The 14277-nt window shown below is 63.9% G+C and carries 6 protein-coding genes and 2 pseudogenes; 5 read left to right on the forward strand and 3 right to left on the reverse strand.

Annotation, left to right across the window (positions count from 1 at the left end):
• Positions 1 to 53: 53 nt before the first annotated feature.
• The 4 genes and pseudogenes from NDY25_RS18655 to NDY25_RS18670 all read left to right on the forward strand — a co-directional run bounded on the left by NDY25_RS18655 (position 54) and on the right by NDY25_RS18670 (position 6143).
• Positions 54 to 1640 (forward strand): APC family permease, encoded by a 1587-nt coding sequence (locus NDY25_RS18655; protein WP_168958414.1) that lies wholly within the window; start codon positions 54 to 56, stop codon positions 1638 to 1640.
• Positions 1630 to 3978: a S9 family peptidase gene (locus NDY25_RS18660; protein WP_233366508.1), complete on the forward strand. Its 2349-nt coding sequence runs from the start codon at positions 1630 to 1632 to the stop codon at positions 3976 to 3978. Before NDY25_RS18655 ends, NDY25_RS18660 begins: the two co-directional genes overlap by 11 nt.
• A pseudogene (locus NDY25_RS18665) lies at positions 3975 to 5614 on the forward strand (DUF5597 domain-containing protein). Before NDY25_RS18660 ends, NDY25_RS18665 begins: the two are co-directional and overlap by 4 nt.
• A gap of 232 nt (positions 5615 to 5846) precedes the next feature.
• Complete coding sequence (locus NDY25_RS18670; protein ID WP_168958412.1) at positions 5847 to 6143, forward strand: flagellar basal body rod protein FlgC; 297 nt, start codon at positions 5847 to 5849, stop codon at positions 6141 to 6143.
• Positions 6144 to 6741: 598 nt separating this feature from the next.
• On the opposite strand, the pseudogene NDY25_RS18675 reads toward NDY25_RS18670, so the two are convergent.
• The 3 genes and pseudogenes from NDY25_RS18675 to NDY25_RS18685 form a co-directional block, all read right to left on the reverse strand.
• A pseudogene (locus NDY25_RS18675) lies at positions 6742 to 7826 on the reverse strand (DUF5694 domain-containing protein).
• A 409-nt stretch (positions 7827 to 8235) separates the two neighbouring features.
• Positions 8236 to 9402, reverse strand: a complete 1167-nt coding sequence (locus NDY25_RS18680; RefSeq protein ID WP_233366509.1) for a DUF5694 domain-containing protein — start codon at positions 9400 to 9402, stop codon at positions 8236 to 8238.
• 189 nt (positions 9403 to 9591) lie between these two features.
• Positions 9592 to 11157 carry a S53 family peptidase gene (locus NDY25_RS18685; protein WP_168958410.1) on the reverse strand — a complete coding sequence of 522 codons (1566 nt, stop codon included), beginning with the start codon at positions 11155 to 11157 and terminating at the stop codon, positions 9592 to 9594.
• Between the two features lie 504 nt (positions 11158 to 11661).
• Here NDY25_RS18685 and NDY25_RS18690 point away from each other — a divergent pair.
• Positions 11662 to 14019 carry a glucosidase family protein gene (locus tag NDY25_RS18690; RefSeq protein WP_168958409.1) on the forward strand — a complete coding sequence of 786 codons (2358 nt, stop codon included), beginning with the start codon at positions 11662 to 11664 and terminating at the stop codon, positions 14017 to 14019.
• The last annotated feature ends 258 nt before the right edge of the window (positions 14020 to 14277 follow it).

Here is a 14277-nt window from a genome sequence, read left to right on the forward strand (position 1 = left end):
CGCTGACGTTTTTTCGCAACAGCAACCGCGCTTTCCACTCTTCGGGGCGACGAATGACCACACACGGTGCGATCACGCAAGGCAAGTTTCACAAGCGACTCAGCCTGACCGACCTGACCTTTATCGGGCTGGGTTCGATCTTCGGCTCGGGCTGGCTGTTTTCGGCCAGCCATGTCTCTTCCATCGCCGGGCCGGCGGGCATCCTGTCGTGGATACTCGGTGGCATCGCGGTGCTGCTGCTGGGCTTGGTGTATTGCGAATTAGGCGCAGCGCTGCCGCGTGCCGGCGGGGTGGTGCGCTACCCGGAGTATTCGCATGGCGCCTTGCTCGGTTCGTTGACCGGCTTCATCACCTTGATCGCGTTTTCCAGTTTGATCGCGATCGAAGTGGAAGCCGCGCGCCAATATGCGGCGGCATGGTTTCCGGTGCTCAATCAGGCCAATGGCTCGCACCCAAGCATCTGGGGTTGGTTGGTACAGCTGGCATTGCTGCTGCTGTTTTTCCTGCTCAACTATTTCAGCGTCAAGACCTTTGCGCTGGCCAACAACATCGTCAGCGTGTTCAAGTTTCTGGTGCCGATCCTGGTGATCGTGCTGCTGATGAAGCACTTCAATCCGGGCAATCTCACCGTGCACGGGTTTGCGCCTTCGGGCATGGCCGGGGTGGAAGCGGCGATCTCGGCCGGCGGCATCATCTTCGCCTACCTGGGCTTGACGCCGATCGTGTCGGTGGCCAGCGAGGTGCGCGACCCGCAGCGCAATATTCCGATCGCGTTGATCCTGTCGGTAGCGCTGTCCACGGTGATCTACGTGCTGTTGCAGCTGGCGTTTCTGGGCAGCATTCCGGCTGCGCAATTGGCGCCGGGGTGGAGCGGTATCGACAAGGTGTTTGCACTGCCGTATCACGACATCGCATTGGCCCTGGGCATGGCGTGGTTGGCCGCGTTGGTGATCTGCGATGCGATGGTGTCGCCCAGCGGCACCGGCAATATCTACATGAATGCCACCCCGCGCGTGGTGTACGGCTGGGCGCGTAGCGGCGGGTTCTTGCCGGTGCTGACGCGGGTGGATCCGCAATCGGGCATTCCGCGGCCGGCGTTGTGGTTGAGCCTGGGCCTGTCGATCTTCTGGACGTTGCCGTTCCCGTCGTGGGAGACCTTGATCGGCGTGGTGTCGGCCGCGCTGGTGCTGAGCTATGCGGTGGCGCCGGTCACCGTGGCCGCGTTGCGCCGCAGCGCGCCGGATTTGCCGCGGCCGTTCCGGGTGCGTGGTTTTGCGGTGCTGGGTCCGTTGTCGTTCATTGTCGCCGCCTTGATCATCTATTGGTCCACCTGGCCCACCTTGTCGTGGTTGCTCGGTCTGCAGGTGCTCGCGTTCGTGCTGTACGTGCTGTATCGCTTGCCCTTACGCGAGGGCCGTGCACGCTTGCTGCGGCAGGTGGGTGCATCGCTGTGGTTGATCGTGTTCTTCGTGCTGGTGATGGCGGTGTCGTGGGCGGGCACGTTCGGCGGTCACGGCTGGATCGCGCATCCGTTCGACACCTTGAGCGTGGCGGTGATTGCGTTCTTCATTTACCACTGGGGCGCGCGTAGCGGCTTGCGCAGCGATGAGCTGGCGCTGGAGGAGGACGATGGCGAGTGAGCTGCGCGGTGATGCGCGTGTGTCGCACTGGTTGCGTGGCTGCTGGAATGGGTTGGCTGCGTGCATCTTGGTGCTATCGACTGCTGCGCAGGCGGCGCCAAGCGTGGCCGATTACCAACGCTCGCTGGGGTTGCGCGAACAATGGAGTACGTTGACCGAGAACGTGGCGTGGCCCGCGCAATGGAAGGACAGCGGCGCGTTTTATTACCGCAAGACGGTGCCGGGCGGATTCGCCTTTGTCAGCATGGACGTCGCCACGCTGCAGAAAAAACCGGCCTTTGATCAACTGCGCGTGGCGCAGGCATTGCAGGCTGCGACTGGTAAGACCTACACGGCGCTGCAGTTGCCGTTCGAGCGCTTTGCGTATGCACAAGACGGCGAGGGTGACGCCGTTGCGATCCGCTTCGAGCTTGGCGAAGAGATCTGGCGTTGCACGCTGACGAGCTACCGCTGCGCACGCGATGATGCCGGTACGCAGGCACGTCCACGCGGCTTCGGTGTGGTGCGCGACCCTGTAGTACCAGCAGACAACATGCCACGTCGTTCGCCCGATGGCCGTTGGGAAGCGCTGGCCGATGGCTGGAATTTGGTCTTGCGCCGCGTTTCCGATGGGCAGCTGACCCGGCTCAGCACCGATGGTCGTGCAGAGGATTATTTCGATCCGGAGAGCATCGCCTGGTCGCCGGATTCGCAGCGGCTGGCGGTGTATCGCGTGCGTCCCGGCCTTGCCCGCCGCGTGACCCGTGTGGAGGCTGCGCCTGCGGGCGGCGGCCAGCCGGTCGTGCGCACCCAGCTGTATCCCAAGCCCGGCGATGCGGTGGATGTGGAGCGCCCGGTGGTGTTCGCCGTGGACGGCACGCGCCAGGACGTGGAGACCAGCTTGTTCGCCAATCCGTATGTGCTGTCGCCTTTGCAGTGGCGCAGTGATGGCCGCAGCGTGAGCTTCGACTATGTGCAACGCGGCTTTCAACGCATGCGGGTGATTACGGTGGACGCGCAGACAGGTCGCGCGCATGTTGCTGTCGGCGAGGACACGTCTACATTCGTGTATGCCGACCGTAGCTTCCGTCACGAGGTAAATGGGCGCGGCGATGAACTGCTGTGGATCTCCGAACGCGACGGCTGGCGGCATCTGTATCTGATCAATGGCCGCAGCGGTAAGCCCAAGCGACAACTCACGCATGGTGCGTGGATCGTGCGCGATGTGTTGCGCGTGGACGATGCGCAGCGGCGCATCTGGTTCACCGCCAGCGGCATGGATGCCCGCAAGGACCCGTACTACCGGCAGCTCTACAGCGTTGATTTCGACGGCCACCAGTTGACCCGGCTGACCCACACCGACGCCGATCACGATGTGACCATTGCTGAAGACGGCCGGCATTACGTCGATGTCTATTCCCGTCCGGATCTGCCGCCGGTGATGGAACTGCACGCCATCAATGGCCGGCTGCTGCAGCAAGTGGAGCAGGGCAACATCGACAAGTTGCTGGCAGCCGGCTGGCGCGCGCCGGAGACCTTCGTGGCCAAGGGCCGCGATGGGCGCACCGACATCTGGGGCATGGTGGTGCGCCCGCGCGATTACGATCCCAGCAAGAAATATCCGGTGATTGAGAACATCTACGCCGGACCGCACGACTCCTTCGTGCCCAAGACATTCTGGCCGTTCGGCTATCACTCCGGTGGCGACAAGCAGATCGGCATGCAGGCGCAGGCCGATCTGGGCTTTATCGTGGTGATGATCGACGGCATGGGCACCGCCAATCGCTCCAAGGCCTTTCACGATGTAGCGTGGAAAAACCTCGGCGATTCCGGCTTTCCCGATCGCATTGCCTGGCATCGCGCGTTGGCCGCAAAAGATCCGTCCTACGATATCGGCCGGGTCGGCATCTATGGCGCGTCGGCCGGCGGGCAGAGCACGCTGGGCGCACTCGAACGCCATCCGGAGTTCTATAAAGTGGGCGTGGCGTTTGCCGGTTGCTACGACAACCGCATGGACAAGATCAGCTGGAACGAGCAGTGGATGGGTTGGCCGGTGGATGCCAGCTATGCGCAGGCCTCGGGCGTGGTCAACGCGGCCACGCTGCAGGGCGATCTGCTGCTGATCGTCGGCGAGCAGGACAGCAATGTGGATCCTGCCTCCACGGCCCAAGTGGTCGATGCGTTGATCAAGAGCGGCAAGGACTTCGACCTGCTCAACGTGCCCGGCGGCGAGCATTCGGTGGGCCGGTCCAGCGGGCCGATCGACTATGTGCAGCGCCGCCAGTACGACTTCTTCGTGCGCCATCTGCGCCATGAACCCACACTGCATTGGAACTCACTACCGTCGGAGGCGCGATGATGCGTTTGTTTGCCCTGAAAATGGCGCAACCGCGCGGCCGTATCGCAGGCCTGCTGTGGTCGCTCGCGGTGTTAGCCAGTAGCGCGCCGCTGCTTGCCAGTGCAGAAGACCTGCCGCGCTTCGTTACCCAAAACGGTCGCCATGCGGTGTTCGTCGATGGCGCGCCATATACCGTACTGGCCGCGCAACTGCACAACTCCAGTGCCTGGCCGGCCGTGCTGCCGAAGGCGCTGGACGAGGTGGTCACGCTGCATGCCAACACGGTGGAAGCACCGGTGTATTGGGAGCAGTTCGAGCCGGCGCCCGGGCGCTTCGATACCACCAACGTGGATGCCTTGATTGCCGGCGCGCGCAAGCGTGGGCTGCGTGTGGCGTTGTTGTGGTTCGGCAGCTGGAAGAACGGCCAGATGCATTACGTCCCCGAATGGATCAAGCGCGACGAGGCCACCTATCCGCGCATGCGCGATGCCAACGGCGAGCCGGTAGATGTGTTGTCGCCGCATGTAGCCGCCAACGTACAGGCCGATGCGCGTGCGTTCACCGCGTTGATGCAGCACCTGCGCAAGGTCGATGGCGACCGCCACACGGTGATCCTGGTACAGGTGGAAAACGAGCCTGGTGCGATCGGCACTGTGCGCGATCATGGCCCGGCCGGTGAGGCGGCATTTGCGCAGCCCGTGCCTGTCGCAATTACGCAAGCGCTGGGTAAACCGCAGGGCAGCTGGCAGCAGCTGTTCGGTGCAGAAGCGGCCGAAGCCTTCAATGCGCATGCCACCGCCGCGTACATCGAACAAGTGGCCGCGGCCGGCAAGCGCGCCTACCCGCTGCCGCTCTACGTCAACACCTGGCTGCGCTACAAGGGCAAACGCTATCCAGGGCTGGACTACCCGTCCGGCGGCGCGACGGTGAACATGTTCGCGCTGTGGCGCGCGGCCACGCCGTCGATCGATTTCATCGGCACCGACATCTACACCAACGACTACAACGAGTACACCAAGGTCATCGGCCAGTACGCGCGGCCGGACAATCCGGCCTGGGTGTCGGAAACCGGCTTCGAGGCGGCGACGGCGCCGTATCTGTTCCATGTGCTGGGGCAGGGGGGATCGGTTTTTCGGTGTTCGGCATGGATGGCAACCAGGACAGCGCCGCCAACCGTGCCGCGATTGCTGCGCATGCGGCCAACTTCAAGTTGCTGGCGCCGTTGCAGCGGATCCTGGCCCAGGCGGCCTTCGACGGCCGGTTGCAGGCGGTGGCCGAACAGCCCGGCGCGCCGCAACGCACGCTGCGCTTCGGCGACTGGGAGGCCAAGGTGTCGTTCGGTGCGCCGATGTGGGGCGATGCGCCGGCGATCCTGCCGGGCAACGACGATCATGCCGGCCGGTTGCTGGTGGCGCAGCTGGGGCCGGAGGAGTTCCTGGTCACCGGCATGGCCGCGCGCATTGAATTTTTCCGCGAGGCGGCCGATACCCGTCATGGACAACTGTTGCGGGTGGAGCAGGGGCGGTATGTGGACGGGCGCTGGCAGGTCGAAAGACAGCTCAACGGCGACCAGACCGACTACGGCCTCAACTTCGGTCGTGTGGATGCGGCGGGCGAGGTGCCTGTGGTGTTGCGTGTGCGGGTCGGCACGTATTGAGCGTGCGTGAGGCGACTGCGCAGCCGTGTGGCGGGTGTGGTCGGAATCGGTGAGTGCTAGACCTGGATTGCAGTTTCTGTCCGCCGGTTGTCCTCACGTAAGGAACGCTTGCCACGCGCATTGGATGGCGTAAGAGCGACAGCAGCACAGCGCGTTTGCCAGCAACGATTGCGCTGATTGGTCGGTAAACAAACATCATCGGTTTTTTCTCAGTTTCTGCACCGGAGCCATCATGAGCATCAGTTCTATCGCCAGTTCCGGAATGCAGGTGGCCGCGCTGCGTCAGCAGGTGGCCGCCAGCAATGTGGCCCGCCAGCCGGTGGACGGCAGTCCGCGTCAGGCCGTTGCGGCCAGCACGCAAGCCAATGGCGGAGTGGCGGCCAGCGTGGTCGATGCCAGCTCCGATCCTTCTGCGCCAGCCACTGATCTGGTCGAAGGGCTATCGGCACGCAACGATTTCCAGGCCAACGCCACTGCGCTACGGCGCTCCGACGAGATGTTGGGCAGCTTGTTGGACGTATTGAGCTGAGAGCTCGGAGTGGACGACGGCCGTTGTCGATCTGTTGCATCGAGTGCAGGGCCTTCAGTCTGATGTCGTACCTAGTGGTAGCTGGCTCGAAGTTCACGCTCTGCAGGTCTTTGAGTCGGTAAATCGCTGGCTGCTTCGCCCGCCAGTGTCGATGAACGACTCGACATCGCCCGGTTCCAGCTCGGCCAACAACGCATGTTCCTTTCGATTTTTAACGTGATTGGACAGTGCGGGTAGATCAGTTGCAGAGCGGATGATCTGTGGGTTTGCTGCAGGGCCCTTGCCCGCCCATCATCGCGGGACACGCCGCAAGTACGTCCCTGTAGGCTCTTACGCGGCATCCATGCCGCGTAAGGTCCCGCGACGGTGGGCGGGCAAGGACCAATCAAGAGTGTCGGTGTGCAGGGTGCAAGCAGTGCATGACGTGCTTCCAATTCGCTAACTCTCATGTAGATACGGCCTACATCAGCAGGCCGATGTAACCGGAGAGATGGCCCGCTTTTCACAAAGCTAGCGATCAGCTCCCTGGTGCGGTGCCTCGCCGCGCCCTCGACTGACTAGGCTTTTGACCTAGAGCCTCATGCTGAAGTCGTTGTACTCACTGCCCGCCAGTGCCCAACACCTGCGCCGCATCGACGATATCCACGCCCTGTAATTGTCCCAGAAAGTTATCGAACCAGGGCTTGTGCGTGGCGCCCACTACCGCCAGAACACGTGCACCGGGATGGTCGGCAAAGCTGGCACGCACATTGGAGACCATGCGCAGATTGCGGATCTCCCAACCGGACACGTAGCGATAGCCGTAGTGTTGCGGCGAGTTCTCGCTCAACGCAGCGCGGAAGTCCACCTCGATCGCCAGCTGCTGGTTGGCCGGCAGGTTGATTGCGCGGTACAGCTCCAACAGTTTGCCTTCTTGCGCTAACTGTTTTTTCGATCGAGCATCATGCGCGCACGTGGCGCGGCCTTCTCCCAGGCTGCCTGGACAGCCTTGCCGTACGCAGCCGGGTCATCCACGTGCATGTTGTCGCCGGTGTGATCGTCTGCCGGGTAGACGCGCTGCAAGCCGAGCCGTGCCGCCAGCCGCGCGGAGATCTGGCTAGTCTCGTCCTGGCGATGCGCTGCAGTACGCAGCCGTGCCACAAGCGCCGCATCCAAGCCATCGCCAGTGCGTTGTTGGGCTTGCGCAAGCTGCAGCCATTGCACCAGGGCAGACGAGGGATCGCCCGATGCCAAAAACAGCGCAGCCAAGTGTCGACGTTGCGCCGGTGTGGGTGTGCTTGGCCAGGTGTCGAGTGCTGCGCGTACCTGGCCGATGGCGGTTGGAACATCCAGCCCGGTCGCACGTGCCGCGTCGTCGACGTTGGGGCAGTAATTCGCACTGTCCTCAGGCGAATAGACCGCGGGGTGACGGCGTATCAGGTCGCAGGTTTCTCCGGAGAGATCCTCTGTGGTGATGATGGTCGGTGCGTAGGCGGCCAGCCGGTCCAGCAGCGGCTGCAAGCGGGCCGCACTGACGTCGCTACCCTCGGGCAGCTGCGACAAGTGCACGCTGCCGAGGACCAGTACCTGGGTGCGTGGTGCAGCCATCTCGGCATCCAGTTGCGCGAGGTCCACCTGCGCGTGCGCGATGCAGGGTGCGACCAGCGCCAGCCCGATCCAATACAGCGCCCGTCGTTTCAGCATCTTGATGGACTCAGGACCAGCTTTAAAAATGCACGCTGCGGCGTGGGCAATATGCGAAACGGGAAAGACGTGTGCCTGCATGACATTCCTTGTTGGTCTGGTCTTGGATGTGCGGCTGGATCGCCAGGATGCAGCCTGCGTTTGCGCAGCGAGTATGGCTGGCACGGCAGGCAGCGGCGCGGCCGGATAGTAACCTGGTCGAATGGCAGGGTGGCGACGCGTAGCGGGTGCGTCGCGATTGCGCTGGCATCAGGCCGTCGCGGCCAGCACGCAGGCCAGTGCTGGCGTTGCGGTCAGCGGGTTGGTGCCGCTTCCAATCCTGCTGCGCCGCCAGTGCTGAGAAAGACTGTGCACGATCTGTATCGCCTTTCCCCAAACTGCCGAAGTCGGCTCGCCGGTCACGTTGAACTCACTGCCCGTCAGTGCCCAGCACCTTCTCCGCGTCGACAATATCCACGCCTTGCAGTTGTCCTAGCCAGTTGTCGAACCAGGGCTTGTGCATGGCGCCGACCACCGCCAGCACGCGCGCGCCGGGTTGTTCGGCAAAACTGGCGCGCACGTTCGAGACCATGCGCAGGTTGCGGATTTCCCAGCCGGACATGTAGCGGTAGCCGAAGTGCTGCGGCGACCCCTCGCTCAGTGCGGCGCGAAAATCCACTGCGATGGCCAACTGCTGGCTGGCCGGCAGGTTGATCGCGCGATAGAGCTCCAACAATTTGCCTTCGCTGGCCAGTTGGTCTTCGCGCTCACGCATGGCGTTGGCACGCGGTGCGGCCTTGTCCCAGGCCGCCTGGATGGCCTTGCCGTACGCGGCAGGGTCGCCCAGGTCTACGTTGTCGCCGGTGTGATCGTCGGCCGGGTAGACGCGCTGCAAGCCGAGCCTTGCGGCCAGTCGCGCCGCGATCTGGTCGCTCTCGTTCGGGCGAGTTTCCATGGCGCGCAGTCGCTTCACCAACGCCGCATCCAGGCCATCGCCGCTGCGCTGTTCGGCCTGCGCAAGCTGCAACCATTGCACCAGCGCAGACGACGGATCGCCGGAGGCCAGAAACAGCGCGGCCAGGTGTCGACGCTGTGCCGGTGTGGGAGCGCTCGGCAAGGTGCCGAGCGCTGCGCGTACCTGGCCTAGCGCGGTGGGAACATCCAACCCGGTCGCGCGCGCTGCCTCGCTGGTGTCGGGGCAATAGGTCGCACTGTCTTCGGGCGAATAGACTGCAGGATGGCGTCGCATCAGATCGCAGGTTTCTCCCGAGAGATTCTCTACGGTGATGATGGTCGGCTTGTAGGCGGCCAGCCGGTCCATCAACGGTTGCAAGCGCGCCGCACCGATGTCGCTGCCCTTGGGCAACTGTGACAAGTGCACGCTGCCGAGGACCAGCACCTGGGTGCGTGGCGCGGCCATCTCGGCATCCAGCTGCGACAGATCCACTTGCGCCTGCGCGATGCAGGGCGAGATCAAGGCCAGCCACAGCCAGTAACCCGCTGGCTGTTTGAAGACCTTGGCGGATTCGGCGCTGGTGTTGAAAACGCATGCTGCGGCGCGGGCCATATGCGAGAGGGGAAAGGCGCGTGCCTGCATGACATTCCTTGTTGGTCTGGTCGTGGCTACGCCACCGCATCGCTTTGATGCAGCGGGCGTTCGTGCAGCGAGTGTGGCTGGCACCGCACGCAGTCGCGTGGCCGAAAGGTCACTTGGCCAAATGGCAGGGGGCACAAGCAGCCACTGCGTCGTGATCGCTACGGCACTGCACCAACTGTGCAGCCGGCGTCACGCGTGCTTGAGCAACGCCGTCAACCGCGCGCCGTCGGGGACGCCGAGGCCGGTGTTGGCATCCCATCCGGCCGATGCACGGAAGCCACCGTTATCGCCATCGACGATGTCGCGGAAGGCATCGGGTTGGCCGTACAGGCGCGGCACCACAAAGCTGGGTTGGTCATGGTTGACCGCGTAGATGCGTGCCAGCAATGCTGCCCACAAGGGCGCGGCGGCGCTGGTGCCGCCCATCACCGCCGGTTGCCCGTTGATATGCAGGTAGTAGCCGGTCTGCGCATCGGCATTGGCGGCGACATCGGGGACCCCACGCATGCTCAGTTGTTGGGAGTGATGCTGTTCATCGGTCAACAGCAGGTTCTTCTGCCAGGCCGGGCGCGCGAAGAATTTGCTCTGCCCACCGCCACCTTGCGACCACGCCTGTTCGTTGGCGGTCTCTGCTGTGATGTTGAGACGCGTGCCGCCGCAAGCGAGTACGAACGGGCTGGATGCCGGGAAGCAGACGTTCAAACCCGGCTGCCCGTCGCTGGCGCCATCGTCGCCAGCGGCGATGCAGACGGTGATGCCCAGCAATGCGGCGGCTTGAAACGCACAGTCGTAGGCTTGACGCGATTGCGGGGTCCATTGCGCTTCGGTGAAGCCCCAGCTGATGGCGATCACGCCCGGGGAGTGCTCGGCGTCGTGGATGGCGGCGTTGATCGCTTCCAGAAATCCGTTGTCGGTGTTGGGTGCGAAATACACCACCAGCTTGGCGCCCGGCGCGATGGCTCCAGCAATCTGCAGATCCATCTGCGCTTCGACATCGGCATTTTTGCTGCCTGTGCTTAGCCGGTTTTCCGCACCGGGCAGCAGCACATCCACCATGGCTGGTATCGGCAGCTTCAATTGCGCGAAGTAGGCGGACATCTGTTCGCGCGAATAACCGCCGCCCAGCACGATGATGCCGATGCACTGCCCGCGCCCATCGTGTTCGGGGAAGCCATAGAGCTGCGCCAGCTGTGGCGGCGTGTACTGCATCACCGGGCCCGCGCTGGTTGCAGTGGGCGAGGGCGCTGGTGGTGATGCAGCTGCAGATGGCGTGGGTGCGCTCGGCAACGTCTGCGCCTGCGGACGGGCATCCAGCCCGAGCACGGCGGTGACGATGCCATCGAGCGCTTGCGGAATCGACACCGGCCCGGTGCGGCCGCGGTACCGCAACGTACCCTGCACATACTCGCGCAGGCTGACCTGAAACGCCGCTTCGCATTGCTGCACGGTTCCTTCCAGAATCACGTTGCCGCTGTCCGCATGCGCGCGTTCCACCGTCAATCCATAGCTGGCGGCGAAGTGCGCAACCGCCTGCAGATCCGCTTCGCTGGCAGCGAAGCGTTGGCTGAATTCCGTGCGCGAAAATGCTACCGGTGCAGTGTTCGCCTGCAGTTGCAGCAGCACTGCTGCAGCGGCATTCAAAGTAGGCATGCGCACCGTCAACAACACGCGCAGCCGTTCGTCCAGCGGCGGTGGCCCGGCCTCGATGTTGGACGGTGCAATGTAGCGCTCACTGCCGGCAATAATGGTGTGCATCGGGTTTGGACTCCTTCGGATGGGGCGGTGCTGCGAGGGTGACTATGAAGCGCATACATCTTTGGCTACCGGCGCTTGTCACGCGGTTGGATTGCGCCACGGCATTGCAGGCACGCATCGGATTGAACATTGAAAAGCATGCCGGCACCTGGTCGGTGCCATCGACGGTCGCGATGGCTCGCCATGCGAAGCCGGGCCATGCAAATCACGCTGTATGACACGCCGCCATGCGCATTGCCGCCGCTCCACTCCCCATGACGGGACGCGGTTGCGTGATGCCATTGACGTTGTGCAGCGGCTGCAGCATGGCGTGGTCTCGTAGCACATCCTGCGACAGCGCCGACACGGCAGCCTCAGACAGAACATGGCATCGCAGCAGGCACAACCGCAAGCCAATCGATGCGCGGTTGTGTGCAGAGTTCCGCATACGCGCCAAAGACCTGCCACAAGACGCGAGGCGCCTGGTCGCGCACGATGTGGGACAGATCACGTGAGGGCGCGACGATGGACCGTAGAACTTTTCTGCGTCAGGGCATGGTGGCCACCGCAGTCGTTGGCGCCGGTGCCGCGATGACCACGCCGGCTGCCAGCGCAGCGGCGACGGCATTGCCGCCGCCCGCGCGCCCGCGCCTGGAAGCGCTCCCTTCTGCCGCGCATGTCGGCAGCAAACTCTGCAGTTTTCGGCATCTGCAGCAGGACTGGACCGTCTACGAGCATCTCGACGACCCGCAGGGCCAGCTGACGTTGTGGACCGAGGCCGGCATGCTGCGCCTGGACAAACGCACCGAGCCGGCCTATCCGGCCGAGGGCAAGCCGTACTTCGGCATGTCGCTGGCGGAGGTGGCGATGGCCGAAGCGGATCTGCTCGCCGATCGCCTGCTGCGCGATGGCGACCCGGACGAGGCGCAGGTGCGCGATGTCGCGCCGCCACCGGCCTCGCTGCTCGACCCCAAGGACAATGGTGGGCGCTGGCCGTGGACCACCTTCGTCGGCACGCGCGAAAGCCTGGACACCATGCCGATCCTGCCCAATGGCCGCAGCCGCACCTCGCGGCCGGAGCAGGCGTTTGCCGAGTTGGGCGAAGAAGCCCTGATCAAGCGCCGCGAAGAAGGCATGCTGGGCGGCTGGATGCCGGCAGTGCGCAAGGTCATGCGCCGTGAGGGCGAGGCCGATGCCTGGTACGACGTACTGGTCTTTGCCGACGTGCGTGCCAGCGATCGCTTCGTGGTGCAGACCTGGCATCGCACGATGCATGTGCGCGGCGGCGAGATCGTTGGCGTGCATTACACGCATAGCTATCCCGCGTTCGCACCGTCGCGCAAGCCCGCCACTGCCGAACAGTTCTATGCGGCGTTGATCGATTTCGCCGCGTACTGGCAGCAGGCCCTGGATGGTACGGTGCAGGCGCAGCTGCCCGATGCCAGCTGGAACGACATGGCGCAGTTCGCGTTCGCGCGCGAGCTGGTGGTGCGGCCCGGTGGCGATTACCCCAAGTACGGTGCGGTGGAGCGCGACTACTACGGCAACGAGTACGACGGCTTCCAGGACACCTTCACCAGTTCGTTCTACGCCAATCTGGAATGGGGCCGCTTCGCGCAGGCTGCCGCGGTGCTGGACAATTATTTCGACGACTTCGTGCAGGACGATGGCCTGCCGAACATGCGCGGACCGGAGGTCGGGCAGTTCGGGCTGACCCTGTCGCTGTTGGCGCGCTATCTGCGTTACACCGGCGATGCGACGCGGCTACGGCGCCTGCTGCCCAAGATCGCGGCCACTGCGCAGGTGCTATGCGACTTGCACGACCAGGCCTTGGCGTTGCCGCGCAGCGCGCATGGTTATGGCCTGCTGCACGGCTGGAACGAATCCGACGCCTGTCTGTTTCCCGATCCATCGCTGTGGTGGAAACCGTACTACGCCAATAGCGCACTGACGATTCGCGGTTGGGAAGACATCGCGCAGGTCTGGAGCACGCTCGGTGGCGATGCCGGTTTGGCCAACCAATGGCAGCGCCGCGCCAAACAATTGCGCACGCGGTTGGAAGCCAGCCTAAGTGCCAATGTGCGCCGCGATGTATCGCCGCCGTATGTCGGTCCGTTACCGGGCGTCAAACTCACCTTTCGCCAATCGCTGCTGCAGGAAAAGCCCAGCGAACAACAATGGCCGCACCGCGCCTACGCTGAGCTGCTGCAGGCCGATGTGTTGCCGGACGCGTTGGCTCACCTGGTGATCGATTGCCTGCGCGGCCATGGTGGCACCAGCATTGGCGTGGTGGCCAATATCGCGCCGCCGGAGCCGGGTAGCCGCGATCTGCTTGGATTCATTTCTTACGGTTATGCGCAACAGCTGCTGCGGTTGGATCGCATCGAAGAGTATCTGTTGTTCGTCTATGCGCACCGCTACCAGGTGCATACGCGTGGCAGCTGGACAGCGGGAGAAGTCAGCGGCATCACCGGTGGCATGCCGTTGTTCTGCATTCCCGCGCAGATGACCATTCCGCTGCTGCTGCGCTGGATGCTGGTCAGCGACGATAGCGCCGGCGAGCAGTTGTTTTTGGCGCGTGCGCTGCCGCGTGCGTGGTTGGGCAGCGGTGCAACGGTCGGCATCACCGCAGCGCCGACGCGCTGGGGCAAGGTCACGCTGACGCTGCGTACGGATGTCGATGCGCGCCGTATCGATGCACAGGTGCAACTGCCGGAGCAGCCACCCAAGCGCACCTGGCTGACATTGCGTGCGCCACAAGGCCGGCGGCTGGAGCGCGTGCTTGTGGACGGCAAGCCTGCACGCCTGCAAGGGCCACATGCGGATCGCGTGGCGTTGTCTGGCAGCGCTACCGTGGTGGCAGTGCAGGCGTGGTACGTGTGACGCACCGTGCCGCAGTGCCGGAATCGGCACGCGGCGCGCGCTGAGTACAGCGTGGCGTCAGTGGCGTCGATCGCAGGATCTTGTGCGCTCGGTAGCCTGGTTACTTTCCATGTCAGCTGCGCTGATCGCGCCACGGTGTTGGCCGTCATGTCGACACGTCGGCACAAGCATGTGAATTTCCGCATGGCTGCCGGATAAATTCGTCAAGACGGCGCCGAGGCGTTGCCGCAAGATTTTTTGACGTGATCTGTCATCGAT

It is taken from the genome of Xanthomonas hortorum pv. pelargonii, assembly GCF_024499015.1.
In the GTDB taxonomy this organism is placed as follows: Bacteria; Pseudomonadota; Gammaproteobacteria; order Xanthomonadales; family Xanthomonadaceae; genus Xanthomonas; species Xanthomonas hortorum_B.

Excerpts from the sequence above, each read along its gene's own strand:
- NDY25_RS18655 (WP_168958414.1), top strand. The coding sequence starts at position 54 with ATGACCACACACGGTGCGATCACGCAAGGCAAGTTTCACAAGCGACTC.
- NDY25_RS18660 (WP_233366508.1), top strand. The coding sequence starts at position 1,630 with ATGGCGAGTGAGCTGCGCGGTGATGCGCGTGTGTCGCACTGGTTGCGT.
- NDY25_RS18670 (WP_168958412.1), top strand. The coding sequence starts at position 5,847 with ATGAGCATCAGTTCTATCGCCAGTTCCGGAATGCAGGTGGCCGCGCTG.
- NDY25_RS18680 (WP_233366509.1), bottom strand. The coding sequence starts at position 9,402 with ATGCAGGCACGCGCCTTTCCCCTCTCGCATATGGCCCGCGCCGCAGCA.
- NDY25_RS18685 (WP_168958410.1), bottom strand. The coding sequence starts at position 11,157 with ATGCACACCATTATTGCCGGCAGTGAGCGCTACATTGCACCGTCCAAC.
- NDY25_RS18690 (WP_168958409.1), top strand. The coding sequence starts at position 11,662 with ATGGACCGTAGAACTTTTCTGCGTCAGGGCATGGTGGCCACCGCAGTC.